The sequence below is a fragment of the Mycobacterium kansasii ATCC 12478 genome, from assembly GCF_000157895.3.
Lineage (GTDB): Bacteria > Actinomycetota > Actinomycetes > Mycobacteriales > Mycobacteriaceae > Mycobacterium > Mycobacterium kansasii.
Genome location: NC_022663.1, coordinates 4,249,647 through 4,275,682, shown reverse-complemented (window position 1 = coordinate 4,275,682; position 26,036 = coordinate 4,249,647). Strand labels below are relative to the sequence as shown.

17 protein-coding genes and 1 pseudogene are annotated in these 26,036 nt (G+C 66.5%); 7 read left to right on the top strand and 11 right to left on the bottom strand.

Going from position 1 to position 26,036, the window contains the following annotated elements:
• Positions 1-52 precede the first annotated feature (52 nt).
• From MKAN_RS18605 to MKAN_RS18580, 6 genes are all read right to left on the bottom strand, one after another.
• Positions 53-898, bottom strand: a complete 846-nt coding sequence (locus tag MKAN_RS18605; protein ID WP_023370860.1) for an extracellular catalytic domain type 1 short-chain-length polyhydroxyalkanoate depolymerase — start codon at positions 896-898, stop codon at positions 53-55.
• 55 nt (positions 899-953) lie between these two features.
• The gene (locus MKAN_RS18600; protein WP_023370858.1) at positions 954-1,709 is read right to left on the bottom strand and encodes a deoxyribonuclease IV; all 756 of its coding nucleotides are present in this window, start codon (positions 1,707-1,709) and stop codon (positions 954-956) included.
• A 138-nt stretch (positions 1,710-1,847) separates the two neighbouring features.
• A complete protein-coding gene (locus tag MKAN_RS18595) occupies positions 1,848-5,810 on the bottom strand; it encodes a DNA-directed RNA polymerase subunit beta' (RefSeq protein WP_023370856.1) in 3,963 nt (1,320 codons plus the stop codon).
• Between the two features lie 44 nt (positions 5,811-5,854).
• Positions 5,855-9,376: a DNA-directed RNA polymerase subunit beta gene (gene rpoB / locus MKAN_RS18590; protein WP_103799442.1), complete on the bottom strand. Its 3,522-nt coding sequence runs from the start codon at positions 9,374-9,376 to the stop codon at positions 5,855-5,857.
• A 530-nt stretch (positions 9,377-9,906) separates the two neighbouring features.
• Positions 9,907-10,917, bottom strand: coding sequence for an ABC transporter ATP-binding protein (locus MKAN_RS18585; protein ID WP_023370852.1), 1,011 nt, complete (start codon positions 10,915-10,917; stop codon positions 9,907-9,909).
• 149 nt (positions 10,918-11,066) lie between these two features.
• Positions 11,067-12,587, bottom strand: coding sequence for a carotenoid oxygenase family protein (locus MKAN_RS18580; protein ID WP_036395286.1), 1,521 nt, complete (start codon positions 12,585-12,587; stop codon positions 11,067-11,069).
• A gap of 82 nt (positions 12,588-12,669) precedes the next feature.
• Between MKAN_RS18580 and MKAN_RS18575 the strand changes: the two genes are divergently transcribed.
• Complete coding sequence (locus MKAN_RS18575) at positions 12,670-13,362, top strand: TetR/AcrR family transcriptional regulator (protein WP_023370848.1); 693 nt, start codon at positions 12,670-12,672, stop codon at positions 13,360-13,362.
• Between the two features lie 47 nt (positions 13,363-13,409).
• On the opposite strand, the gene rplL is transcribed toward MKAN_RS18575, so the two are convergent.
• The 5 genes from rplL to MKAN_RS18550 all read right to left on the bottom strand — a co-directional run bounded on the left by rplL (position 13,410) and on the right by MKAN_RS18550 (position 20,529).
• On the bottom strand, positions 13,410-13,802 hold the full coding sequence (gene rplL / locus MKAN_RS18570) for a 50S ribosomal protein L7/L12 (RefSeq protein ID WP_023370846.1): 393 nt from the start codon (positions 13,800-13,802) through the stop codon (positions 13,410-13,412).
• A 33-nt stretch (positions 13,803-13,835) separates the two neighbouring features.
• Positions 13,836-14,420: a 50S ribosomal protein L10 gene (gene rplJ / locus MKAN_RS18565; protein WP_023370844.1), complete on the bottom strand. Its 585-nt coding sequence runs from the start codon at positions 14,418-14,420 to the stop codon at positions 13,836-13,838.
• A 414-nt stretch (positions 14,421-14,834) separates the two neighbouring features.
• Complete coding sequence (locus tag MKAN_RS18560; RefSeq protein ID WP_023370840.1) at positions 14,835-15,743, bottom strand: ROK family protein; 909 nt, start codon at positions 15,741-15,743, stop codon at positions 14,835-14,837.
• Entirely contained in the window at positions 15,743-16,360 is a 618-nt protein-coding gene (locus tag MKAN_RS18555; protein ID WP_023370838.1) for a DUF7158 domain-containing protein, read from the bottom strand. The genes MKAN_RS18560 and MKAN_RS18555 overlap by 1 nt, the downstream gene beginning before the upstream one ends.
• The gene (locus MKAN_RS18550; RefSeq protein ID WP_023370836.1) at positions 16,357-20,529 is read right to left on the bottom strand and encodes a glycoside hydrolase family 38 N-terminal domain-containing protein; all 4,173 of its coding nucleotides are present in this window, start codon (positions 20,527-20,529) and stop codon (positions 16,357-16,359) included. The genes MKAN_RS18555 and MKAN_RS18550 overlap by 4 nt, the downstream gene beginning before the upstream one ends.
• A gap of 205 nt (positions 20,530-20,734) precedes the next feature.
• On the opposite strand from MKAN_RS18550, the pseudogene MKAN_RS18545 reads away from it, so the two are divergent.
• The 6 genes and pseudogenes from MKAN_RS18545 to mmaA2 all read left to right on the top strand — a co-directional run.
• Positions 20,735-21,013: pseudogene (locus MKAN_RS18545) on the top strand (DinB family protein); the annotation flags it as partial.
• Positions 21,014-21,015: 2 nt separating this feature from the next.
• Positions 21,016-21,609 carry a DinB family protein gene (locus MKAN_RS18540; RefSeq protein WP_023370832.1) on the top strand — a complete coding sequence of 198 codons (594 nt, stop codon included), beginning with the start codon at positions 21,016-21,018 and terminating at the stop codon, positions 21,607-21,609.
• Positions 21,610-21,702: 93 nt separating this feature from the next.
• Entirely contained in the window at positions 21,703-23,052 is a 1,350-nt protein-coding gene (locus tag MKAN_RS18535; protein WP_023370830.1) for an ABC1 kinase family protein, read from the top strand.
• Positions 23,053-23,080: 28 nt separating this feature from the next.
• Positions 23,081-23,998, top strand: coding sequence for an alpha/beta fold hydrolase (locus MKAN_RS18530; protein ID WP_023370828.1), 918 nt, complete (start codon positions 23,081-23,083; stop codon positions 23,996-23,998).
• A gap of 67 nt (positions 23,999-24,065) precedes the next feature.
• Positions 24,066-24,926, top strand: coding sequence for a mycolic acid methyltransferase MmaA1 (gene mmaA1 / locus MKAN_RS18525; RefSeq protein ID WP_023370826.1), 861 nt, complete (start codon positions 24,066-24,068; stop codon positions 24,924-24,926).
• A 155-nt stretch (positions 24,927-25,081) separates the two neighbouring features.
• Entirely contained in the window at positions 25,082-25,945 is an 864-nt protein-coding gene (mmaA2, locus tag MKAN_RS18520; protein WP_023370824.1) for a cyclopropane mycolic acid synthase MmaA2, read from the top strand.
• Positions 25,946-26,036: the final 91 nt, after the last annotated feature.

The window sequence follows — 26,036 nt, the reverse complement described above, 5'->3', positions numbered from 1 at the left end:
CCACCAATATTACATTTTACCGACAACTGTACAAGACGTGTAATCGTCTTGCTCAGCGGGGATGAGCGGCGAAGAACTCCCACAGCAACTCGGTGGCCACCGATGGCCACTCGTGGCCGCCGTCGTCGACGGTGACCAGCACAACGCTGCGGTTGTTCACACACCCGGCGTTGGACGTGGTAATCCGGCCACTGGTCGTCGTGGCGGGGGGCGCACATTGATCAACATTGCGCCAGAACGCATTCAGCTCCTCGACCGGCGGCCCGTCGATCCTGGCGAAGCCGGCCCCCGGCCCGCCGAAGTAGCGGACAAGCGGATCCCCGGTGCCGTGAATATGCATGATCGACACCGGATGCGGGGACGGGCACGGGTCCAGTTGCGTTCCCGAAACCGGGCCGATCGCGGCGAAGATCCCGGTATTGCAGGCCAGGGTATAGGCCATGATGGCACCGTTGCTCATCCCGGTGGCGTAGATCCTGGCCGGATCGACGGGCACGTTCGCCTCGACGTCGGCAACCGCCGCGTTGACAAAGGCGACGTCGTCGACGCCTTCGCGTGCGGACCGGCCGCAGCAGCCGCCGCCGTTGGCGTTCCACGCTCTGTTCAAACCGTCGGGGTAGGCGACGACGAACTTCTCTGAATCGGCCAATTCGTCCCAGTCGTACGATCTTTCAGCCTGTCGGGCGCTGCCGAAACCACCGTGCAGCATGACGACCAGCGGGGCTGCTCGCGGCAGGCCTGCGGGCTTATAGAGCCGGTAGGAACGCTGGACTCCGCCGACGTCGATGGTGTGAAAGCTGGTGCCGTTTCCGAAGCCGACGGGCGGCGGCGCCGGAGCGTGCGCGCAGCCAACAAGCATCCCCACGACGCCCAGCAGCATGACCAACCGGCGAACCATAGGTTAACGGTAGGCCCGCGAGGCGGCGTTAACGAGCTTTAATTGAGCCGTGAAATCAGCCGTTGACTTTTTCCCTCAGGAACGCGATGTCGTCCTTGCGGCCCTCGTCGGCGGTTTCGCAGATCACCGGGGCATCGGCGGCCTTGACCACCGCGACGAGGTGGTCGGGATCGATCCGACCGTTGCCGATATTGGCGTGCCGGTCGGCACCTGACCCCGCGGCGTCCCGCGAGTCGTTGCAGTGCACCAGGTCGATGCGGCCGGTCAGGGCCTTGATCCGGTCGACCGCGTCGATCAGCTGCTCACCCGCGGCCCACGCGTGGCAGGTGTCCAGGCAGAAGCCGATTCCCTTGTCGCCGATACGATCCCACAGTCTGCCGATGGTGTCGAAATAACGGGCCATCGCGTGGTCGCCGCCCGCAGTGTTTTCCAGGTACACCTGCACGTCCGTTTGGAGGTAATCCAGCGCTTTGAGCCACCGCTCGAAGCCGGCCTCCATGTCGTTGTCGTCGGCGTGGCCGCCATGCACGATCACCGCCGTCGCGTTGATTGCCGCGGCCGCGTCACAGGTGTCCTGCAGGATCTTGCGCGACGGGATGCGGATGCGGTTGTTGGCCGAGGCGACGTTGATCAGATACGGCGCATGGACATACAGCGGAATGGTCGACGCCTTCAGCGTCTCGGCGTCGTCCCGCGGCTTGGGCTTCTTCCAGCTCTGCGGGTTGCCGAGAAAGAATTGCACCACGTCGGCGCCGTCGGCCTGGGCGGCGGCCAGGGGATCGTCCGAGTGGACGTGGGAACCTATCAGCACCCGGCCCAGTGTAATGCGGCGAGCAGACGCAGAATCGCACTGCGCGAGCCCACAGCGTGCGATTCTGCGACTGCTCGCCATAGAAACTCGACACAGAGAAAAGCCCCGGGCAAGGCCCGGGGCTTTTCTCTATGCGGACTACCGGTAGTCGCTGTAGCCGTAGTCGTCCAGTGGAACCGCGGCTCCGGTGGCCTGGCCGAAGTCCGGGCTGTAGTACTGATCCTCGTACGACGGGATCGTGTACGCGGCCGCTCGGGCTTCCTCGGTCGGCTGAACCTGGATGTTGCGGTAACGGTTGATACCGGTACCGGCCGGGATCAGCTTGCCGATGATCACGTTCTCCTTCAGACCGTTGAGCTTGTCGCTGCGGCAGTTGATCGCCGCATCGGTCAGCACTCGCGTGGTCTCCTGGAACGACGCCGCACTCAGCCACGAGTCGGTGGCCAGCGACGCCTTGGTGATACCCATCAGCACCGGACGGCCAGCGGCGGGCTCGCCGCCCTCGGCCACCACCCGGCGGTTCTCCGCCTCGAACTCGGCACGGTCGATCAACGAACCGGGCAGGAACTCCGTCGAGCCCGAGTCGATGATGGTGACCCGGCGCAGCATCTGGCGCACGATCACCTCGATGTGCTTGTCGTGGATCGACACACCCTGAGCGCGATACACCTCCTGGACCTCGCGGACCAGGTGGATCTGCACCTCGCGGGGACCCTGCACCCGCAGCACCTCGTGCGGGTCGGCGGAGCCTTCCATCAACTGCTGGCCCACCTCCACATGGTCGCCGTCGGAGAGCACCCGCTCCGAGCCGTCCTCGTGCTTGAACACCCGCAGCCGTTGCCGCTTGGAGAGCTTGTCGTACACGACCTCCTCGCTGCCGTCGTCGGGCACGATGGTGATCTTGTAGAAACGCTCACCGTCTTCCAGCCGGACCCGGCCTGTGACGTCGGCGATCGGCGCCTTACCGCGCGGCACGCGGGCCTCGAACAGCTCCTGCACCCGGGGCAGACCACCGGTGATGTCCTCACCGACACCACCCTGATGGAAGGTACGCATGGTCAACTGCGTGCCCGGCTCACCGATGGACTGGGCGGCCACAATGCCGACCGCTTCACCGATGTCGACCAGCTTGCCAGTGGCCATCGAGCGCCCATAACACGTCGCGCACACGCCGGTGCCGGTGGTACAGGTCAGCACCGAACGAACCTTTACCTGCGTGATCCCCGCGGCCAGCAACGCATCGATCTCCGGGTCACCCAGGTCCTCGCCGCGCGCCACGACCACGTTGCCCGCCTCGTCGACCGCGTCGATACCCAAAGTCCTTGCGTACGCCGAGGTTTCGATGTACGGGTCACGGATCAGCGTGACTTGCCCATCAACCCCGGGTTGACGCTCGGCCAACTCGACGACGATGCCGCGCTCGGTGCCGCAGTCGTGCTCGCGCACGATGACGTCCTGGGACACGTCCACCAGGCGACGGGTCAGGTAGCCCGAGTCGGCGGTACGCAACGCGGTGTCGGCCAAGCCCTTTCGAGCACCGTGGGTGTTGATGAAGTACTCGAGCACGGTCAGGCCCTCGCGGAACGACGACTTGACCGGACGCGGGATGAACTCACCCTTGGGGTTGGTCACCAGACCCTTCATTCCGGCCAGCGTCCGGGTCTGGGTGAAGTTACCCGTAGCACCCGAGTCGACGATGGTGATGATCGGGTTATCGCTGGGATAGTGCTCCCGCAGCGCCTGGCCCACCTCGTCGGTGGCTTCCTTCCAGATCTCGACCAAGGCCTCGTTGCGTTCGTCGTGGTTCAAAGCGCCACGCTGGAACTGCTTTTCGACCTTGTCGGCGCGATCCTCGTAGCGATCGAGGATCTCCTTCTTGCGGGGTGGAACCAGCACGTCGGCCATCGAGACCGTGACACCGCTTCGGGTTGCCCAGTAGAAGCCCGCGTCCTTGAGCTTGTCGACGGTCTGCGCCACCACGATCATCGGGTAGCGCTCGGCCAGGTCGTTGATGATCGACGCCTGAACCTTCTTGTGCATTTGCTTGTTGACGAACGGATAGCCCGGCGGCAGCAACTCGTTGAACAGCACCCGCCCCAGCGTCGTGTCGGCAATCCAGGGCTCGCCCGGATGCCAGCCGTTGGTCCCGAACAGCTCGGCCTCGATCTCGGCAGACGGACGCAACTGGGTCAGCCGCACCTTGATCTTGGCCCGCACCGAGAGCACACCGCGGTCGGCGGCCATGATGGCTTCCGCCGGCGAGGAGTACACCCCCGTCTCGGGACGGTCCGCTGCGGCCGGCTGGTATTCGCCGGTGTCGCCGTCGACCTCGGTGGTCAGGTAGTACAACCCGGTTACCATGTCCAGTCGGGGCATGGCCAGGGGGCGCCCGGACGCGGGCGAGAGGATGTTGTTGGACGACAGCATCAGGACGCGGGCCTCTGCCTGTGCCTCGGCGGACAGCGGCAGGTGCACGGCCATCTGGTCACCGTCGAAGTCGGCGTTGAACGCCTCACACACCAGCGGGTGCAGCTGAATCGCCTTGCCCTCGATCAGCATCGGCTCGAACGCCTGGATACCGAGCCGGTGCAGGGTTGGCGCGCGGTTCAGCAACACCGGGTGCTCGGCGATGACCTCCTCCAGCACATCCCACACCTGGGGACGCTGACGTTCCACCATCCGCTTGGCGCTCTTGATGTTCTGGGCGTGGTTGAGATCGACCAGACGCTTCATCACGAACGGCTTGAACAGCTCCAGCGCCATCAGCTTGGGCAGACCGCACTGGTGCAACTTGAGTTGCGGACCGACCACGATAACGGACCTGCCCGAGTAGTCGACACGCTTGCCGAGCAGGTTCTGCCGGAACCGGCCCTGCTTGCCCTTCAGCAGATCGCTCAGCGACTTGAGCGGACGGTTGCCCGGCCCGGTGACCGGTCGACCGCGACGTCCGTTGTCGAACAGCGCGTCGACCGACTCCTGCAGCATCCGCTTCTCGTTGTTGACGATGATCTCGGGCGCGCCGAGGTCGATCAGTCGCTTGAGCCGGTTGTTCCGGTTGATCACCCGTCGGTACAGGTCGTTCAGGTCGCTGGTGGCGAACCGGCCACCGTCGAGCTGCACCATGGGACGCAGCTCCGGCGGGATCACCGGGACAGCGTCGAGCACCATGCCCATCGGCGAGTTGCCGGACTGCTGGAAAGCGGCGACCACCTTCAGGCGCTTGAGGGCGCGAAGCTTCTTCTGCCCCTTGCCGCTTCGGATGACCTCGCGCAGCGACTCGGCTTCGGCGTCGATGTCGAAGTTCTCGATGAGCTTCTGGATCGACTCCGCACCCATGGCGCCGGTGAAGTATTCGCCGTAGCGGTCCTGCAGTTCGCGGTAGAGGTTCTCGTCGACGATCAGCTGCTTGGGGGCCAGCTTGGTGAAGGTGTTCCAGATGTCCTCCAGCCGGTCCAGCTCGCGCTGGGCGCGGTCGCGCAGCTGACGCATCTCGCGCTCGCCGCCGTCGCGAACCTTGCGTCGGGCGTCGGCCTTGGCGCCCTCGGCCTCCAGCTGGGCCAGGTCGGCCTCCAGCTTTTGGGCGCGCGCTTCCAAGTCCGCGTCCCGCTGGTCCTCAACGGCCTTGCGCTCCACCATCATTTCGGCCTCGAGGGTGGACAGCTCGTTGTGCCGCATCTCCTCGTCGACCGCGGTGATCACATAGGCGGCGAAGTAGATGATCTTCTCGAGGTCCTTGGGCGCCAGGTCCAGCAGGTAGCCCAGGCGCGACGGGACGCCCTTGAAGTACCAGATGTGGGTGACGGGTGCGGCCAACTCGATGTGGCCCATCCGTTCCCGGCGCACCTTGGCGCGTGTCACCTCGACACCGCAACGCTCGCAGATGATGCCCTTGAAGCGCACCCGCTTGTATTTGCCGCAGTAGCATTCCCAGTCGCGAGTCGGCCCGAAGATCTTCTCGCAGAACAAGCCGTCCTTCTCCGGCTTGAGCGTGCGGTAGTTGATGGTCTCCGGCTTCTTGACCTCGCCGTAGGACCACTGCCGGATGTCCTCCGCGGTGGCCAGGCCGATGCGGAGTTCATCGAAGAAGTTGACGTCTAGCACGTAACTCCCTTTCCCCTTGCGGGTTTAGTTACTTCCAAGAAGGTTCAGGCCAAGTCCTCGACAGAGGCGGATTCGTTGCGGGACAAGTTGATTCCGAGATTCGCTGCCGCGCGCTCCAGGTCCTCGTCCTCGCCTTCGCGCAGCTCGATCGCCGCGCCGTCGGACGACAGCACCTCCACGTTGAGGCACAGCGACTGCAGCTCTTTGAGCAGCACCTTGAACGACTCGGGGATGCCCGGCTCGGGAATGTTCTCGCCCTTGACGATCGCCTCGTAGACCTTGACCCGGCCGACAGTGTCGTCGGACTTGATGGTCAACAACTCCTGCAGCGTGTACGCCGCGCCGTAGGCCTGCATGGCCCAGCACTCCATCTCGCCGAACCGCTGGCCACCGAACTGCGCCTTACCGCCCAGCGGCTGCTGGGTGATCATCGAGTACGGGCCGGTGGAGCGGGCGTGGATCTTGTCGTCGACCAGGTGGTGCAGCTTCATGATGTACATGTAGCCAACAGTCACCGGGTACGGGAACGGCTCGCCGCTACGGCCGTCGAAGAGGACCGCCTTGCCGTCGCCGTCGACCAGCACGTCGCCGTCACGGTTGGGCAATGTCGATGACAACAGCCCCTGCAGTTCGGCCTCCTGGGCGCCGTCGAACACCGGAGTCGACACGATCTGGTTCGGCTCGGCGCTGCGCAACGCCTCGGGAAGGTTGGCCGCCCAGTCGGGTGAACCCGCGATCTGCCACCCGCTGTGCGCGCACCATCCCAGGTGGGTTTCCAGGATCTGGCCGATGTTCATCCGTCGGGGCACACCGTGGGTGTTCAGGATGATGTCCACCGGGGTCCCGTCCGGAAGGAACGGCATGTCCTCTTGCGCCAGGATCTTGCCGATGACGCCCTTGTTGCCGTGCCGGCCGGCCAGCTTGTCGCCGTCGGAGATCTTGCGCTTCTGGGCCACGTAGACGCGGACCAGCTCGTTGACGCCGGCGGGAAGCTCGTCGTCGTCCTCGCGGGAGAACACCCGGATGCCGATCACCTTGCCGGACTCGCCGTGCGGCACCTTCAGCGAGGTGTCGCGGACCTCCCGGGCCTTTTCGCCGAAGATCGCCCGCAGCAGCCGCTCCTCTGGCGTCAGCTCCGTCTCCCCCTTCGGGGTGACCTTGCCGACCAGGATGTCGCCGTCGCGAACCTCGGCGCCGATGCGCACGATGCCCCGCTCATCCAGGTCCGCCAGCACCTCGTCAGAGACGTTCGGGATGTCGCGGGTGATCTCCTCGGCGCCCAGCTTGGTATCGCGGGCGTCGATCTCGTGCTCCTCGATGTGGATCGAGGTGAGGATGTCTTCCTCGACGAGCCGGTTGGACAGGATGATGGCGTCCTCGTAGTTGTGGCCCTCCCACGGCATGATCGCCACCAGCAGGTTCTTGCCCAGCGCCATCTCGCCGTTCTGGGTACACGGACCGTCGGCGATGACCTGGCCGGCCTCTACCCGCTCTCCGGCGTCCACGATCGGAGACTGGTTGGCGCAGGTGCCGTGGTTCGAGCGGGCGAACTTGCGCATCCGGTAGGTGTGCCGGGTGCCGTCGTCGGCCATCACGGTGATGTAGTCGGCGGACACCTCCTCGATCACTCCCGACTTCTCGGCGACGACGACATCGCCGGCGTCGATGGCCGCACGCAACTCCATGCCGGTGCCCACCAGCGGCGCCTCGCTGCGCACCAGCGGAACCGCCTGGCGCTGCATGTTGGCACCCATCAGAGCCCGGTTGGCGTCGTCGTGCTCGAGGAACGGAATCATGGCCGTGGCCACCGACACCATCTGGCGCGGCGAGACGTCCATGTAGTCCACCTCCGACGAGGCCACGTACTCGACCTCGCCGGCCTTGCGGCGCACCAGCACGCGCGGCTCGACGAACCGGCCCTCAGCGTCGATCGGCGAGTTGGCCTGTGCCACGACGTGGCGGTCCTCCTCGTCGGCCGTCAAGTAGTGGATCTCATCAGTAACGAGACCGTCGATCACCTTGCGGTACGGCGTCTCGATGAAGCCGAACGGGTTGACCCGTGCGTACACCGACAGCGAGCCGATCAGGCCGATGTTGGGACCCTCCGGGGTCTCGATCGGGCACATGCGGCCGTAGTGCGACGGGTGCACGTCACGCACTTCCAGCCCGGCACGCTCCCGGGACAGACCGCCCGGCCCCAGCGCCGAAAGCCGGCGCTTGTGGGTGAGGCCCGACAGCGGGTTGTTCTGGTCCATGAACTGGGAGAGCTGGCTGGTGCCGAAGAACTCCTTGATGGCGGCGACCACCGGGCGGATGTTGATCAGTGTCTGCGGCGTGATCGCCTCGACGTCCTGAGTGGTCATCCGTTCCCGGACCACCCGCTCCATCCTCGACATGCCGACCCGGATCTGGTTCTGGATCAGCTCGCCGACGGTACGCAACCGGCGGTTGCCGAAGTGGTCGATGTCGTCGGTTTCCACCGGCACCTCGACCCCGCCCGGCACGGTCATCGTGGCCTGGCCCTCGTGCAGGCGGACCAGATACTCGATGGTGGCGACGACGTCTTCTTCGGTCAGCGTCGTCGTGGTGATCGGATGATTGGTGTTCAGGCCCAGCTTCTTGTTGACCTTGTATCGGCCGACACGGGCCAGGTCGTAGCGCTTCTCCTTGAAGAACAGGTTCTCCAGTAGGGTCTGGGCGGACTCCTTGGTCGGCGGCTCGCCCGGACGCAGCTTTCGGTAGATGTCCAGCAGGGCTTCGTCGGTGCCGGCGGTGTTGTCCTTTTCCAGCGTCGACATCATGATCTCGGAGAACCCGAACCGCTCGGTGATCCGCTCGCTGGTCCAGCCGAGGGCCTTGAGCAGCACGGTGACCGGCTGCCGGCGCTTGCGGTCGATGCGCACGCCGACGGTGTCACGCTTGTCGACGTCGAACTCCAGCCAGGCCCCCCGACTGGGGATCACCTTGACGCTGTGCAGCGTCTTGTCGGTGGACTTGTCGATGGTCTCGTCGAAGTAGACACCGGGCGACCGGACCAGCTGGCTGACCACCACGCGCTCGGTGCCGTTGATGATGAACGTGCCCTTCTCGGTCATCATCGGGAAATCACCCATGAACACCGTCTGGCTCTTGATCTCGCCGGTGTTGTTGTTGATGAATTCGGCCGTCACGAACAGCGGGGCCGCGTAGGTCATGTCCTTGTCTTTGCACTCGTCGACCGGTGCCTTGACCTCGTCGAAGCGGGGGTCGGAGAAGGACAGCGACATCGACCCGGAGAAGTCCTCGATCGGTGAGAGCTCGTCGAGCACCTCTTCCAGGCCACCGATCGGGTTAATCCCCCCTGCGGCCTCGCCCCGGGCGATAGCGGAGTCCCGCCAGCGCTGGGAACCGATCAGCCACTCGAACGAGTCGGTCTGCACGTCAAGCAACCCCGGAACCTCCAGCGGTTCGCGGAGCTTGGCGAAGGAAACCCGATTAGGCGCTCCGGGCACGGAGCTGTTTGAAGAACTTTGCGGGCGACTCTGAGCGGGACTAGCGTCTGTTTTGCTTTGGCGGAAATCAGCCAAGATGCGTCCTTCCAGCACCTCGTGCGACTACCTGGAGCCGGCGGTCACCGGACCTGTTCGCCGCAGATAATTGTGTCGGTTAGGCCGGCGAACGAACTGTCCGGATCTCACGCACGCAACCGAACAACTGAGCCGGAAACTGGGCTCAGGCTTAGACCACGATGTCAAGTGGCGGGTGAGGTGGGCAGGAGGTAGCCAGCGCAACGTCCTACACTAGCGCAGGACGGCGCATTCCTCAAATAGCTACCGATATGTGTCCCCGGGAAGCGGCGCTGGCTGGCATTTCGACTTGCCCTGGTACAGGTACAACACATGCTGCCCAACAGATTGACCCGTTTACGCCCCGTCGTCAAGGGGACGGGCGACAAGTTACCGCAAGTTAGGGTGAATTCTTGCTCACCGGCCGCCCTGGGACGCGGCCACTGTTAGTTGCGTCACCGCCGATGAGATTGACTGAACAGCCACCGTCACCGCTGCAGGGTGCGGCGCCTTGGCGTCGGCGCCACGGGGCTAGCCGGGGCTAGCCGGGGCTAGCCGCCGAACTCGCTCGCGTGATACTTGTGCGTGCCCTCGAGATCGTCGAGGATCGCCTCCTGGGCCTTCTTCGGCAAGGTGTGCAGCATCGCGCGCACCCGGGCCTGGCGCCGCGCCACCGCTTTGCGCTCTGGCATACCCGGCGTCGCGGTGATCTGCGGCGGCACGCCCTCGATCTCCTCGACGCCGCCCGCCTGGTGACCGGCGTCGAGCAGCGCCTGCTCTTCGGCCATGGTGGCCTCGTCCTTCTCCTCGGACATGCCGATCGGCCCGATGCGCCGGCCGTTGAGGAACTGTCGCACCACCGGCTCGTCGCTGGTCAGCAGCACTTCGCGGGGTCCGAACATGACCAGATGCTTGCGGAACAACATGCCCATGTTGTCGGGCACCGTACGGGCGATGTTGATGTTGTGGGTCACGATGAGGATGGTCGCGTCGATCTGGGCATTGATGTCCATGATCAGCTGGCTCAGGTAGGCGGTACGGACGGGGTCCAGACCAGAGTCGGGCTCGTCGCAGAGAATGATCTGCGGATCGAGAACCAGCGCCCGGGCCAGCCCGGCACGCTTGCGCATACCGCCGGAGATCTCGCCGGGGAACTTCTTCTCGTCACCGCCCAAGCCGACCAGTGCGAGCTTCTCCATGACGATGTCGCGGATCTCTTTTTCTTTTTTCTTGGTGTGCTCGCGCAGCGGGAAAGCGGTGTTGTCAAACAGGTTCATCGACCCGAACAGCGCACCGTCCTGGAAAAGCACACCGAACAACGTCCGGATCTCGTAGAGCTCCTTGGCCGAGCATTCGATGATGTCGGTGCCGTCGATGACGATCGAGCCGCGTTCAGGCCGAAGCAGGCCGATGAGGGATTTCAGGAACACCGACTTGCCGGTACCCGACGGTCCCAGCAACACGCTGACCTCGCCGGCGGGGATCGTGAGCGTGACGTCCTCCCAGATCCTCGAGGAACCGAAGGACTTCGTGAGTCCGTTGACCTCGATAGCGACGCCCATGGGAAATCCTTCCGACGCTCAACATTGCAAGATGCCCGCCACCTGCCACTTTATGTGGCTTGAGTCACTGTAGCGCACCGCTGGGGCGCGACATCAGGGTTGGATACATAACAATCCTCGCCGAGGCCGGCGCGCGGTGCCGGGGGGCCTCAAGGAGTCGCCGGTGCCCAGTTGCCGTGGAAACCCATCGGGACCCGCTGCGGCAGGTGCACGGTGGCCATCAATTCGCACGTCTGGGCGTCCAGCAACAACAGCTGGCCCTCGTCGCGGTCGCGGTGGTAGCCGTACCCCATGAGGATGCCGTCGTCTTCCGCCCTTTCCCCGGAAGTACCCGGTGGGTTCGGGACGAAGCACATCTCGCCGATCAGCAGGGCAGCATCCAGCGGGGCCACCTGGCAGGATCCGGTCTGGTAGTCGTGCTTGTACAGCGAGGTGGACATTTCCGTCGTTCCGCCGGTCAGGTAGCCGCCGTCCACGCCGAGCGTGTAGCCGAACCGATGCCGACCGCCCAGCAAGCTCTCGTTGATCCGGGGAAACTCCTGCGGCCGGTCGTCGCGGCATTCGGTGGTGACGGCACCGGTGGCCAGGTTGATGGTCCAGCGATCCAGTGACGGACGGGTGTCGCCGGGGCCGTGCCGGTCATGGTCGAACATTCGCGCATACCGCACCACGTCGAGTATCAGCAGCTCGGACCCGTCGTCTCGGGTTTCGGTGTAGGCGTTGAGCGGGTGATAGACGTAGCAGGGTTCGATGTCGAACCACCGGACGTCCTCATTGCCGCCGTCTCGGGGCATGACTCCGATGCGGGCCGGATAGTCGGCGTTCCAGGCGTAGGGCATGCGATCAGACGGCTTGGGGTTGCGGTTCATCATCGCGGCGATCGGGCCGGGGACCCGGACGTGACCGATCAGCGCCTGCATCACCAGTTGCGCGGGCAAACTCAGCCAGCGCGGCAGCTTCGCGGGTAGCACCTGCGACACGTCGAAGGTGACCGGCAGGTCGTAGATCACCACGTACTTGTCGGTCAAGGAGAAGTCGTGCATCATCGGCGACCCGGTCACCTCGATATCTACGGTGCGCCGGGCCCGCCCTTGGGTGTCGATCACCGAATACTGCACGGTCCGTCCGCGAGCAAACGAGTACGACACCGCATGCAGTTCGCCGGTCCCCGGGTCGCGGTGCGGGTGGGCGGTGTACCCGCCGGTCAGGGTGCCGTCGAAGTCGCATGTCCCGACGGTGTCGAGGTCCTCGGTGAGCTCGTAATTGGCGACGCCGCCCTCGACGAGCGCCAGGGTGCGTCCGGCGTGGCTCAGCACGCTGGTGTTGGCGCCCAGGGACAGCATGCCCGCCCGGGGATCGAGCCTGTTCGGAGCCGGCTCTCCGAGGGCCGCGCATACCGGCAGGCTGCGCACCCAGCGGTTGCGATACCAGCTGGCTCGCCCTTGACGAAGGGCTACCCCATGGACCATCCCGTCACCGCTGAACCAGTGATAGACAGCGGGATCGACCTCGGCGACGGGGTTGGGTCCATTGCGCAGATACCGTCCATCGAGATGCTCCGGGATCTGGCCGGTGACCTTTAGGTCGGTCGCGGTCACCTCGTTGCGCACCGGTGCCAGCAGACCCTCGAGATACGGGTTCCCGGATTGGGCAGTTCGCATTGTCGTCACGGCCGAACTCCTATAACGTCGTTATTTCAGCGTTATTCGGACCGTACGCCTGCGATCAGACGATGGCAAGGGATGACGAGGAATGACTGAGCAAGCCCAACACGGCATTCGCGGTGTTCGCGAGGAGATGGTGCATGCCGCCGTCGCCCTGCTCGACGAGCACGGACCCGATGCCCTGCAAACCCGCAAGGTGTCCGGAGCCGCCGGGACCTCGACGATGTCGGTCTACACACATTTCGGCGGCATGCGGGAACTGATTGCCGCAGTGGCCGAGGAGGGATTGCGGCAGTTCGACGCCGCGCTGGCGGTGGCACCGACGACTGACCCCGTTGCCGATCTATTGGTTGTCGGAGCGGCGTATCGACGCTATGCCATCGAGCGGCCGCATATGTATCGGCTGATGTTCGGCAGTACCAGCGCGCACGGCATCAAGGCGCCGGCTCTCGACGTCCTGACGCTGACGGTCGTCGAGATCGAGCAGCACCATCCCAGCTTCGCGCATGTCGTGCGCGCGGTGCACCGCTCGATGCTGGCGGGACGAATCACTGTGGGTTCGACGGGCGACGGCGACGCCCCGGACCAGGTGGTCATTTCCGTCGCCGCCCAGTTCTGGGCGTTGATCCACGGCTTCGTGATGCTCGAACTGGCCGGCTTCTTCGGCGGGGAGAGCGCGACGGTCCCACCGGTGCTGGCCGCGATGACCACGAACCTGCTTGTGGCGCTGGGCGATTCACCCGAGCGGGTGCGCCAGTCGCAGCGCTCCGCTTTCGGTTGAGCGCACCAAGCCCCCGGTTCCGGTACCGGGGGCTTGAGCGTGCGGATTTACTTGACGGTGACGGTGGCGCCGGCAGCCTCGAGCTTGGCCTTGGCGTCGTCGGCGGCTTCCTTGGCAACCTTTTCGAGCAGCGGCTTGGGTGCGCTGTCGACCAGGTCCTTGGCCTCCTTGAGGCCCAGGCCGGACACGATCTCGCGGACAACCTTGATGACGCCGATCTTCTTCTCGCCGGCGGCCTCGAGGATCACGTCGAACTCGGACTGCTCTTCGGCGGCCTCGGCCGGCGCGCCACCGGCAGCAGGACCGGCCGCGGCGACGGCGACCGGTGCGGCCGCGGTGACCTCGAAGGTCTCCTCGAACTTCTTGACGAAGTCGGAGAGCTCCAACAGGGTCATTTCCTTGAACGCGTCAAGCAGTTCGTCCGTCGAGAGCTTGGCCATGGTGTGGGTCCTTCCTGGTTTCGGGTAGTGGGGTTATTCGGCTGATGCTGGTTCTGGAGCCGGTGTGTCAGGGGTGGTAGCCGGCACGTCGGCGGCGGGTTCTGCCGCGGCCCGCTTCTCCTGCAGCGCCGCAGCCAACCGGGCAACCTGCGAGGCGGGCGCGTTGAACAACCCGGCGGCCTTGGCGAGGTTGCCCTTCATCGCGCCGGCCAGCTTGGCCAGCAGCACCTCGCGCGACTCCAGGTCGGCGATCCGCTCCACCTCGGCGACGGTCAACGGATGGCCGTCCATGTAGCCGCCCTTGATGACCAGCGCCTTGTGTTCCCTGGCGAAGGTCTTGAGGGCCTTGGCCGCGTCGACCGGTTCACCGGTGACGAACGCGATCGCCGTGGGGCCCGCGAACAGCTCATCGAGGCCGTCGATACCGGCCTCGGAGGCCGCTCGCTTGATGAGGGTGTTCTTGGCCACGGCGTAGGTGGCCGACTCGCCCAGCGATCGGCGCAGCTGGGCCAGGTTGGCCACCGTCAAGCCGCGGTATTCGGTGATGACGGTCGCGGTCGAGGCCTTGAAGCGCTCTGCGATGTCTGCAACGGCGGTGGCCTTGTCAGCCCTGGCCATGCATACCTCCTGAAGTGTGCGACTGCGGCCACCTCGGAACGCGGACACTCTCCAGGAACGACGAACGCCCCGGCGCAGGAAGCGGCACGGGGCGTAACGATGCACCGACACTGGCGCCGGTGCTGATGCCTCGTCCTCCTGCGTGGGCCGCCGGGATATTCCCGGACCTTCAACCGATTGCTCGGTGGCCGACGGTCTTCGGTGGATCGGCAACAACAATAGCGTCACCTGCTAGATCGGCCAAAACCGCGTACGCCGCGGGCCCCGACGACGTCGAGTGTGCTCCCACGGCTTCGAATGTGCACGCAGGGCGACGACACGCCGACGTCTCCGCCCAGGTTGCACAGTCGAGGCCAACAACTCACGCTCGATGGATCAAGCGGGGCGATATAGCCGGACCGTCGCGGCCCCCGGCTAGCCGGGCCCCACCAGCCGGGCCGCGCCGACCAGCCCGGCCGCACCGCCGAGCTGGGCCGGCACCACCCGCAGCCCGGCCAGGAAATCCAGCCGCGCATAGTCGGCCAGTGCCGCGCGCAGCGGGTCGAACAGCAGGCGCCCCGATTTGGCCACTCCCCCGCCGACGACCACGAGGTCCAGATCGCACACCGCACCGACGGACGCGATCATCGCCGCCAGAGCGGTGGCGCCTCGGCGGAAAGCGGCCAGCGCCAACGCATTCCCGGCGACCGCTGCCTCGGCAAGCTCCTTGGCGCCGGCGCCGCGCGGCGCGGACCAGCCGTTGTCGCGGGCCCACCGCACCATCGACGGGCCGGACGCGACGGTCTCCACGCAACCGCGGCCACCGCACGCACACCGTGCACCAGCCTGGTCGACCACGACGTGACCGACGTGACCGGCGTTTCCGGTGCGGCCGGGATAGGGAGCGCCATTGAGCACCAATCCGCCGCCGACACCGGTGGACACCACCATCCCCAGCAGGAATCGAGCGCCCCGCCCCGCGCCGAGCCAGTGCTCGCCCAACGCCATACACACGCCGTCGCCGCCCAGCTCCACCGGCGCGCCGGGCACCACCGCCGAAACCCGGTCGCGCACCGGAAACCCCCGCCACGACGGGATGTTGATCGGGCTGACGGTTCCGCCGAGCCGGTCGATCGGACCGGCTGACGCGATGCCCACACCACGAACGGCGCCACCGGCGACGAGCAACGCATCGGCGATCATCGCGGCGACCACGTCCCAAATCCGTTCGGCTCCTTCGGCAGCCGGGGTCGGACGCTCGGCGGTGTGCACCAGAGAGCCGCCTGGATCGGCAAGGCCTACGGCGATTTTGGTGCCGCCGATGTCAAGGCAGAGGGTATGCATCAGTGACGGTGGGTGTTGTCGGGCTGTCGCGGGTCGGCGGGATGCTCATACCCCGGGGCCAACCGCACCGATACGGCCCGGCGGCCATCCAGCCAGATTCGAAAGGCGCGCCGCCGGGCGGCGCCCAGCAGATGCCCGGTTATCGCCTGCCGCACCTGCTCCAGCGGCGGACCGGCAACCGCGGGAACGCGCCAGCCGTGACCACCGGGACGCAGCGGGGCGAACCGTAGCGGGTTGCGCAGATGGTAGTCGGCCACCTGGTCGTCGGTGACCACGACCGCGGCGGTGACGTCGGCGAACAGCGCCCGCGCGTACGGATCGGCCAGCACCGCCGCGGCGACACTGCCGATCTCCAATCGCGCTGCCACGTCGGGCAGCAACTCGACCTCGGTCGGAGCGGCTGCCGCGGTGAGGTTTCGCGCGGCCGCCTCGGCGGCGATCACGCGCTCGGTGACGATCAGTTGAGTCAGCCAGCGCCGCAACTGGCGTCCCTCGCCGGTGCCGCTCGGCGGCAGGGCGGCCGCACGCGGACCATTGCGTAACCATGCTTCCCGCGCGTCGACCTCGCCGACGTGGACGGGAACTCCGGCGACCGCCGCGACCGGGTCGGCACTCATGTCACCGTCACCTTCACCGCCGGCGAGTAGACCAGCCCACCGGCGCAGCCTACCCGCACCAGCGCCCACCACTGGCCGGGCTCCAGCCACGGCGGCGGGGTCACGTCGAATGCAAGTTCGACCGTGTCGCCGGCCGGCAAGACAGCAGCTCGTACGGCCGGACCGAGCCACTCCCAGGTGCCCCACGGGCTGATCAGGTGCGCCTCCACTGCCACGTCCGCTCCGGCACGGCTGCCGAGGGTGACGGTGAGGCGAGCCGAGTCGCCGGCGGCCACGTCGATGTCTGCCGGCGCGTCGAGGAGGTAGGCCAGCTCCTGCTGAGGTGTCCCGACCGCGAGGACGCACACGTCCTCGACCACCTGCCGCCACGCGGCCGGCGCCTCCCGGTCGGTGACGGCCAGCCGGGCCCCGACCGGATACAGCCCCGGCGGCGTGTCGGCCGGGATCATCAAAACGACATCGGCTTCCAGGTATTCACCGGCACCCAAGGTGAACGGCAGCCGGGCCGGTGCCACCGACCAGCCGTCGGGACACACCACATCCACGGTGCCGCCCAACGCGGAGTCGCTGCAGTCACTGGCGGCGGTGAGACGCAACACCGCCTGGTTACCCGCCTCCGCGTTGACCAGCCGGGGATGTAGGTAGGCGACGGCCGGCAGTCCGCCCAGCGGAGCCGGGCCGCGGTTGTGCAGCCAGTAACGGGCATACAGCGGCTGCGCAGTTTCGGCTTGCGGCGCGAGCTCGGCGTCGCCGGCGGTCCCGCTGATGTCGAGCCGGGCCACCACGGTAGCGACCTGGTAGCCGTGCAGGTCGATTGATCGCTTGCGCTGTTGCGGGGATTCCAGCAGGTCGGCCATCCGGAATCCGGCTACCTTGCCGACGTCGGAGCCGATCCGGACGCGGGCGGCAGCCCCGGTGGTCTCGACCAGCCGCAGCGCGACCACCGCGGGATCGACGGGCCGGACGCTGCCGGCCGTCAAGGGGTTGCCCGCCGCTTTGAGCGCGCCCAGATGAACCGCATCGGCGGGGTCAACCTGCAGCAGCGAGCCGGCCGACGGCAGCCTTGCCGCCGATTTTCGCGGGGTCACCGCGATGAGTGGATGCGAGAACTGCGCGCTGGTCGCGGGCAGGCCGGCACGGCGCCAGTCGCCGTCCGCGCAGACCAGGGCGTAGTCGAAATCGTGTGTCCAGTGCTGGAGTTGGAAGTTGGAGCCGTCGGGCGCGGTGCGGCGCGGTTCGTCAATCCAGACGCCGGACGGCCAGCCGGTGCAGGAGCGCATCAGCGCGGTATGCAAGGTGCCCTCGGCGTCAACGGCGAAGCTGGGCACCCCGCGGTTGAGCAGCGCCACGGTGCGGGCCTCGAAGGGTTGCATCGCAGGCGGTGCCTGTTGACTGACCTCGATCTCGGCGTCGCCCAGGTCAGCGATCACCGAGGCGATCGCCGCGGCGAGGTTGGCGTCGTCGCGGCCGTCGATCACCAACACCGGCAGCGCGTCCGCCGCGCGCAGGTCCGCCCCGGGCACCCAGACCGCCGGCAACGGCGCCGCGGCCGGCACCCACACCCTGGCTCGGCCGGTCTCGGCCAGCTGCCGCTGGAGTTCGGCGGTGTATGCCGGGTCGGCCTCGGCCAACACCGCTTTGGTGAACACGTTGCGGTCAGGCCCGCCCAGCGCGATCCGGGTATCCGGCAGGTTGGAGTCCACGTCGAGGTTTCCGTAGCGCGGTTTGTCGGCACCACTGCAGGTGGCCGTGACGCCGGCGCGAACCAGCGCGACCATCAGCTCGCGAGCCATCGGGCCCGACATCTTCTCACCGGGCGACACCACCTCGGCGACCGATACCGCCCGGACGGCGTCACTGCCGGCGCGGACCCGCGCCGCCGACGACAAGCCGAACCAGCCGTAGGCCGGGTTGTCCAGTGTCCACGGGTGGTCTGCGGTATCGACCGAGCCGCGGCCCGATTCACCAGGGCTGTGCAGCAGCGCGAAACCACGCCCGACGACGGCATCGCCCACCTCGCTGACCGGCATGGCGCCCGGAACCGGGCATGGCCAGCGCAGCCGCAGCAAGCGGTCTTCACCGGTGAACCCGTCGACCGTGGTGCGGCAGTCGACGCGGGGCACGCCGTTCCACAGGGTCAGGGTTTGGGTATAACGCAAGACCGTGCCGATCCGGCCGCGCACCACCAGCCGCTGGCCCAGCGGGCACCGGTAGGCCCGCACCTGCGCCGGCGATTCCGACGAGCAGACCACCGGCCCCTTGGGCAGCAGGTGCCACGGACCCTCACCCTGCGTCGGGTGCGCGGGGTATTCCTCGTAGACGGCAAGCTCGTTGCCCACCCGGCCGTCGGCGATGAGCTGACGACCGTCCTGCACCAGCGAGGCCACCGCTCCGCCGCGCGCGGGGTCGACGGTCAAGCGGTAGTGCTCGTTGGCGATCGATTCACCGGACGCCGGTTGCCAGCCGGCCGGGCGGTCGGCCGCGTCCAGTCGGTAGCACCGCCAGCCCAGCGACGAGACATCCCGCGCCAGCCAGGTGACCGTCCGCCCGTCGTGCTCGACGACCGCGGGGACCTCGGCACCCTCGGAGTCACGGACCCGCACCCCGGCGACCTGCGGCGCTTCGAGCCGCACCGTGACGATGTCGGTGCGCCGGTGGGTCAGCGGGTTCCACACGACGACGGAGCCCTCGGGAGTATCGACCAGGCCGGAAATCGATGCCAGCGCGTTGTCGCGGGCGGTGCGGCCCAGTTCCCACGCGTCACGCCAGCCGGTCAGCAGATCGAGGTAAACCTGGTCGGATTCCGACCCGGTGATCGCATCGTGGTGCGCGCCGTAGGCCAACTGCACCCAGGCTTTGGCCAACGCGGCCTGCGGATACCGGGCGCCGGTCAACACCGCGGCGAACACGGCGAATCGTTCGGCGTCCAACACCGCGTTCTCGGCGGCCCGGTTGGCTTGCTTGGTGTCGATGTACGAGACGTCCTTGCCGGTGTAGATCGGGTTCATGTCGCGGGTCTGCGGCGACGGCACGACACCGCGCTCGGCGAGTTCGGTGCGCACCGCCGCGAAGAACTCCCGCGGCAGCCCGCACACGAACCGCGGCCAGGTATAGCGGACGGCCCAGTCGCGGTGGATCTCGGTCACCCACTTGTTCGGCGGGGTGTAGTCGGTGCCGACCGGCAGCAGCACATTGCGGGTCAACGCGACGCTTTTGAGCTGGTCGAAAAGCGCATACGTGGCCTCCTCGGCCTCGGCCAGCGAGGTCGACGAGTCCATCCACCAGCCCGCCGAATAGTGCGCCGGCATGTAGTGGGTGAGCAATCCGCGGCCCGACGGCGAAATCCACTCGAACTCGCTGGAAAACTGCATGCGGTCGACCCCGCCCTGAGCCGGGCCCCATTGATGGTGTGGCCCACGGGCCCAAGAACTCGACGTCAGCCCCGCGTCGGCGGCCATCCCGGGAAATTGCGGGTCGTGGCCGAACACGTCGAGCTGCCACGCGGTCGCCGGATCGGCACCCAGGACATGCCGCTGAAAGCCGGTGCCGTGCACCAGGTTTCGAATCGTCGTCTCCGGGCTGGTGAGGTTGGTGTTGGGCTCGTTGTAGGTTCCGCCCATCACCTCGACGCGGCCCTCGGCGAGAAACCGGCGCAGGTCGGCACGGTCCTCGGGGTGGGTGTCCCAGTACGGCTTGAGGTAGTCGACTTCGGCGAGCACGAACTTGTAGTCGGGATCGCGGCGCGCCAGCTCCAGATGGGCGCGCACCAGCTCGAAGCCGTTGGCCTGCCGGGCTCGCCCCGGCGGGTCTTCACGCCACTGGCTGGTGTAGCCGGCCTGGGTGTTCCACCACACCGGGTCGTAGTGGAAGTGGCTGACCATGTACATGGTCCAGCCCGGCTCGGCCACAACGAACTCGAAAGTCAGACCGGCCCTAGGGGCGCGCACCCGCGCGGGCAGCCGCGCCCCCACCACCGGCCGGTCCACCGAGACCGCGATATCGACCACCTCTTCGCCGGAAGCCACGACCGCCTCCCCGCGCAGGCCGTCACCGTCGACGCGCAGCGGTGTCGGCTCGGCGCATCCGGCGACGGCGACGCGCACCAGTTGCAGCGGCTGGTCAGGCGGGCCTACGAACAGCTCGGTCGATGCCGCCGAAACCAGTTGCATGACCGCACCTTACGGTGCCTTACCCGCACACCGAAGACGTTTGCCCACCGCACCCGCCGCCGCCTGCACCTCCGCCGGCTCCGGCACCTCGAACTCGGCACCCACCATCGCGAAGTCAACACCATCCGCTCGGGCTCGTCGCCGCCTGCCGTCACCACGCAGGCCTCGCCTGCGTCGGGTTCGACAGTCATCGATTGCGGCGAACGGTCCGCAGGCGGATTACCAGAATTGGCAGTACGCCACCCACGCCGCGACCGCCCTGCGGCAACTAGACGAGGAGTACGCGACCTGGATCACCGGTGCGCGGGCGCTGTCCGCCACCGAATTGGACCGACCATGCGGTCCAGCGGAAGGACCCTCCGCCCAGTACGCATTGAGTAAATTGAGCCTGCACATCAACCGGGAGGCGATCCATCACGGCGCTGAAATCGCATGTCTGCGAGACCTTTACCTGCACAACCATTTGCACGACCGAAAGGATTGACAATGCCGGCCCTTGCCGCTCCGGTCGCCGATGAGCGCAGCGCGCTGCTCGAGTTCCTGGCCTATCACCAGAGCGCCTATTTCGCGGTGTCTTACGGCCTGACCGACGACCAGGCGCGATCGGCGCCGTCGGCCAGCGCGCTATCCGTCGGCGGTCTGATCAAGCACGTCACCGGTATGCAAAGGGTATGGATGGCAAGGGTGGCCGCCGCGCCGGACGCCCTGCGGGAGGATCCGCGGCCGTTGGAGCAACGCACCGCCGAACACGCCAGTGAATTTGTGATGCGGCCCGAGGAAACCCTTGCCGGTTTACTCGAGGCATTTGCCGCGCAGAACGCGGAAGCGCTGCGGCTGGCCGGCACGGCTGACCTTGACGCCGCCGTGCCAGTGCCGCGGGACGCGCCGTGGTTTCCCAAGGACGTCCCCGCCTGGTCGGTGCGCTGGGTCATCCTGCACGTGATCAACGAACTGGCCCGCCACGCCGGACACGCCGACATCGTCCGGGAAAGCATCGACGGTGCGACCATGTACGAATTGATCGCCGGCCTGGAGAAGTGGCGGCCGCAGCCGTGGCTGACACCCTGGCAACCCAAATAGACCGCCGTACACGCATCGTTGGCGGCTTTCGTCGCGGGTGAGGCGGCATACGGAAATTGTGAGTCGGCTCCACCAATTTGGCACACTGCACAGATGAGTTCCACCAAACACCGCGACGTGGCCAAGCTCGACCGGGTGCCGTTGCCGGTCGAAGCGGCCCGGGTCGCCACCACTGGTTGGCAAGTCACCCGCACTGCTGCTCGGGTGCTCACCAGGCTGCCGGCCAAGGGTCCGTGGCAGCAGAAGATCATCAAGGAAATCCCGCAGACCTTCGCCGATCTCGGTCCCACGTATGTGAAGTTCGGGCAAATCATAGCCTCCAGCCCAGGGGCGTTCGGCGAGTCGTTGTCGCGTGAATTCCGCACCCTGCTGGACCAGGTGCCGCCGGCCGACACCGACGAGGTGCACCGGCTTTTCGTCGAGGAGCTCGGCGACGAGCCGGCCAGGCTGTTCGCCACGTTCGAAGAAGAGCCGTTCGCCTCCGCGTCGATCGCCCAGGTGCACTACGCGACCCTGAAGACCGGCGAGGACGTCGTGGTCAAGATCCAGCGTCCGGGCATCCGCCGCCGGGTCGCCGCCGACCTGCAGATCCTGAAGCGCTTCGCGCAGGCGGTGGAGCTGGCCAAGCTGGGCCGGCGGCTCTCGGCACAAGACGTGGTTGCCGACTTCTCCGACAACCTGGCCGAAGAGCTGAATTTCCGGCTCGAGGCACAGTCGATGGAGGCGTGGGTGTCGCACCTCCACGCTTCCCCGCTGGGCAAGAACATCCGGGTGCCACGGGTGCACTGGGACTTCACCAGCGAGCGGGTTCTGACCATGGAGAAGGTGCAGGGCATCCGAATCGACAACGTCGCCGCCATCCGCAAGGCCGGGTTCGACGGTACCGAGCTGGTCAAGGCGCTGCTGTTCAGCGTGTTCGAGGGCGGGCTGCGCCACGGGCTGTTCCACGGCGACCTGCATGCGGGCAACCTGTACGTCGACGACCAGGGCCGCATCGTGTTCTTCGACTTCGGGATCATGGGCCGCATCGATCCCCGTACCCGCTGGCTGCTGCGCGAGCTGGTGTACGCCCTGCTGGTCAAGAAGGACCATGCCGCGGCCGGCAAGATCGTCGTGTTGATGGGCGCCGTCGGGACCGTGAAGCCGGAGGCTCAGGCCGCCAAAGACCTGGAGAAGTTCGCCACCCCGCTTACCATGCAATCGCTGGGCGAGATGTCGTATGCCGACATCGGCCGGCAGCTGTCGGCGCTGGCCGACGCCTACGACGTCAAGCTGCCCCGCGAGCTCGTGCTGATCGGCAAGCAGTTCTTATACGTCGAGCGGTACATGAAGCTGCTGGCGCCGAAGTGGCAGATGATGTCCGACCCGCAGCTCACCGGGTACTTCGCCAACTTCATGGTGGAAGTCAGCCGCGAGCATCAGCCGGATGTAGAGGTCCAGTGAGGTCTAGTTGAGGTCTGGTGGAGGTCCGGTGGACGTTCGCAGTGGTCACGCCATATCAAGGGCCACCTCGGGCGACCTGAAGCTGTACTACGAGGACATGGGGGACCCCGACGACCCACCGGTGCTGCTGATCATGGGTCTGGGTGCCCAACTGCTGCTGTGGCGGACCGGCTTCTGCGAGCGACTCGTCGCCCAGGGGCTGCGAGTCATCCGTTACGACAACCGTGATGTGGGCCTGTCCAGCAGGACCGAGCACTGCGATAGCGGCCCGTCGATGCCGGCGCGGCTGCTGCGCTTCTGGTTCGGCCTGCGCAACCAGGCCGCATACAGCCTGGAGGACATGGCCGACGACGCGGCCGCTCTGCTGGACCACCTGGGTATCGAACACGCCCACATCGTCGGCGCGTCGATGGGTGGCATGATCGCCCAGATCTTCGCGGCCCGGTTCCCGGAACGGACCAAGGCCCTGGCGATCATCTGCTCCAGCAACAACCGAGCGTGCCTGCGGCCGCCGGCGGTACAGGCGTTGCGGGCCATGCTCAGCGGCCCGCCTCCGGGTTCGCCGCGCGACGTGGTGGTCGACAACGTCGTGCGGGTCACCGGGATCACCGGCAGTCGCCGCTACCGCCTGCCCGAGGAACGGATCCGGGCCGAAGCGGCCGAGAACTACGACCGCAGCTTCGACCCGTTGGGCGTGAGCCGGCAGTTCAACGCGGTCCTGGGCAGTGGCAGCCTGCGTCACTACAACCGGCGCATCGCGGCGCCGACCGTGGTGATCCACGGCCGAAAGGACATAATGGTGCGGCCTTCCAATGGCCGCGCGGTCGCCCGCGCGATCGATGACGCTCGATTGGTGTTGTTCGACGGAATGGGCCATGATCTGCCCGAGCCGCTCTGGGATGGGCTGATCAGTGTGCTGATGAGCAACTTTGCCAGGGCGGGCTGAGGCTTGAACGAAGGTTGCGACGAGGTTGTGACGAGGATTGTAGGGTTGCACAAGGAGGTTGTCTCAATTGGCCGAGCTGACACCGTATTACGAGGACTCGCAAGCGGCGTACGACATTTCGGACGACTTTTTCGGGCTGTTCCTTGACCCGACGTGGGTCTACACCTGCGCCTACTTCGAGCGCGACGACATGACCCTCGAAGAGGCGCAGCTGGCCAAGCTCGACCTGGCCTTGGACAAGCTCCACCTCGAGCCCGGGATGACGCTGCTCGACGTCGGGTGCGGCTGGGGCGGCGCGCTGGTCCGGGCCGTCGAGAAGTATGACGTCAACGTCATCGGCCTGACGCTGAGCAAGAACCACTGTCAACGCAGCCGAGACCGGCTGGCCGCCATTCCCACCCAGCGGCGGGCCGAGGCGCGCCTGCAGGGCTGGGAAGAGTTCGACGAGAAGGTGGACCGGATCGTCTCCTTCGAGGCGTTCGACGCCTTTCACAAGGAGCGCTACGGCGCGTTCTTCGAACGCGCATACGAGATCCTGCCCGACGACGGGCGGATGTTGCTACACAGTCTGTTCACCTATGACCGCAGGTGGCTGCACGAACAGGGCATCGCGCTCACCATGAGCGACATCCGATTCCTCAAGTTCCTGCGCGAGTCGATCTTCCCGGGCGGCGAACTGCCTTCCGAACCCGACATTGTCGACAACGCGCGGGCCGCGGGTTTCTCCGTCGAACAGATCCAATTGATGCAACAGCATTACGCCCGGACGCTGGACATGTGGGCCGCCAACTTGGCCGGCGCGCGCGAGCGTGCCATCGAGATCCAGTCCGAAGCGGTCTACGACAACTTCATGCACTACCTGACGGGCTGCGCCGAGCGGTTCCGCCGCCGCTTGATCAACGTGGCCCAGTTCACTCTTGCGAAATAGCCCCGCACCCGCCCTGGCCTGCGCAGATTCGGTCGTGATTTAGTGCTGCGGCGCTGCATCGGATAACATTTCCCGAGCACTTGGGGGAGCGCTTCGGTGCGCCTTAGGCGAGCACCGTAGGGCCGATCCTGGCCCGGAAAGGCATTCATAAGGTCATGGCTGAACAACTGACGCCGCATTTCGACGACGTGCAGGCGCATTACGACTTGTCCGACGAGTTCTTCCGGCTGTTTCTGGACCCGACCCAGACCTACAGCTGCGCCTACTTCGAGCGCGACGACATGACCCTGGAAGAGGCCCAGATCGCCAAGATCGACCTGGCGCTGGGCAAGCTGGGCCTGCAGCCGGGCATGACGCTGCTCGACGTCGGCTGCGGCTGGGGCGCCACCATGCGCCGGGCCATCGAGAAGTATGACGTCAACGTCATCGGCCTGACCTTGTCGAAAAACCAGGCCGCCCACGTGCAGAAGAGCTTCGACGAGCTCGACACCCCGCGCACCAGGACGGTGTTACTGAAAGGCTGGGAACAGTTCGACGAGCCCGTCGACCGGATCGTGTCCATCGGCGCCTTCGAGCACTTCGGCCACGACCGCTACGACGACTTCTTCGCCATGGCACACCGGGTCCTGCCCGCCGACGGCGTGATGCTGTTGCACACCATTACCGGGCTGACCGGACCGCAGATCGTCGAGCGCGGCATGCCGATGACCTTCGAGATGGCGCGATTCATCAAGTTCATCGTGACCGAGATCTTCCCCGGTGGCCGGTTGCCGTCGATCGAGAAAGTCGAGGAGCACGCGGGTAAGGCCGGCTTCACCCTGACTCGGCGGCAGTCGCTGCAGCCCCACTACGCGCGGACCCTGGACCTGTGGGCCGAGGCGCTGGAGGCGCACCAGGACGAGGCCATCGCGATCCAGTCCGAAGAGGTCTACGAGCGCTACATGAAGTACCTGACCGGCTGCGCCAATGCGTTCCGCATCGGCTATATCGACGTCAACCAGTTCACCCTGGAGAAGTAGTGACTGCGACCATCGCAGGTCCCGGTCTGGAAAAACCGGCCTCTCAGCGACTTTCAATGCGATGGTTGCGCCCTACCCGGTGTAGGGTGCC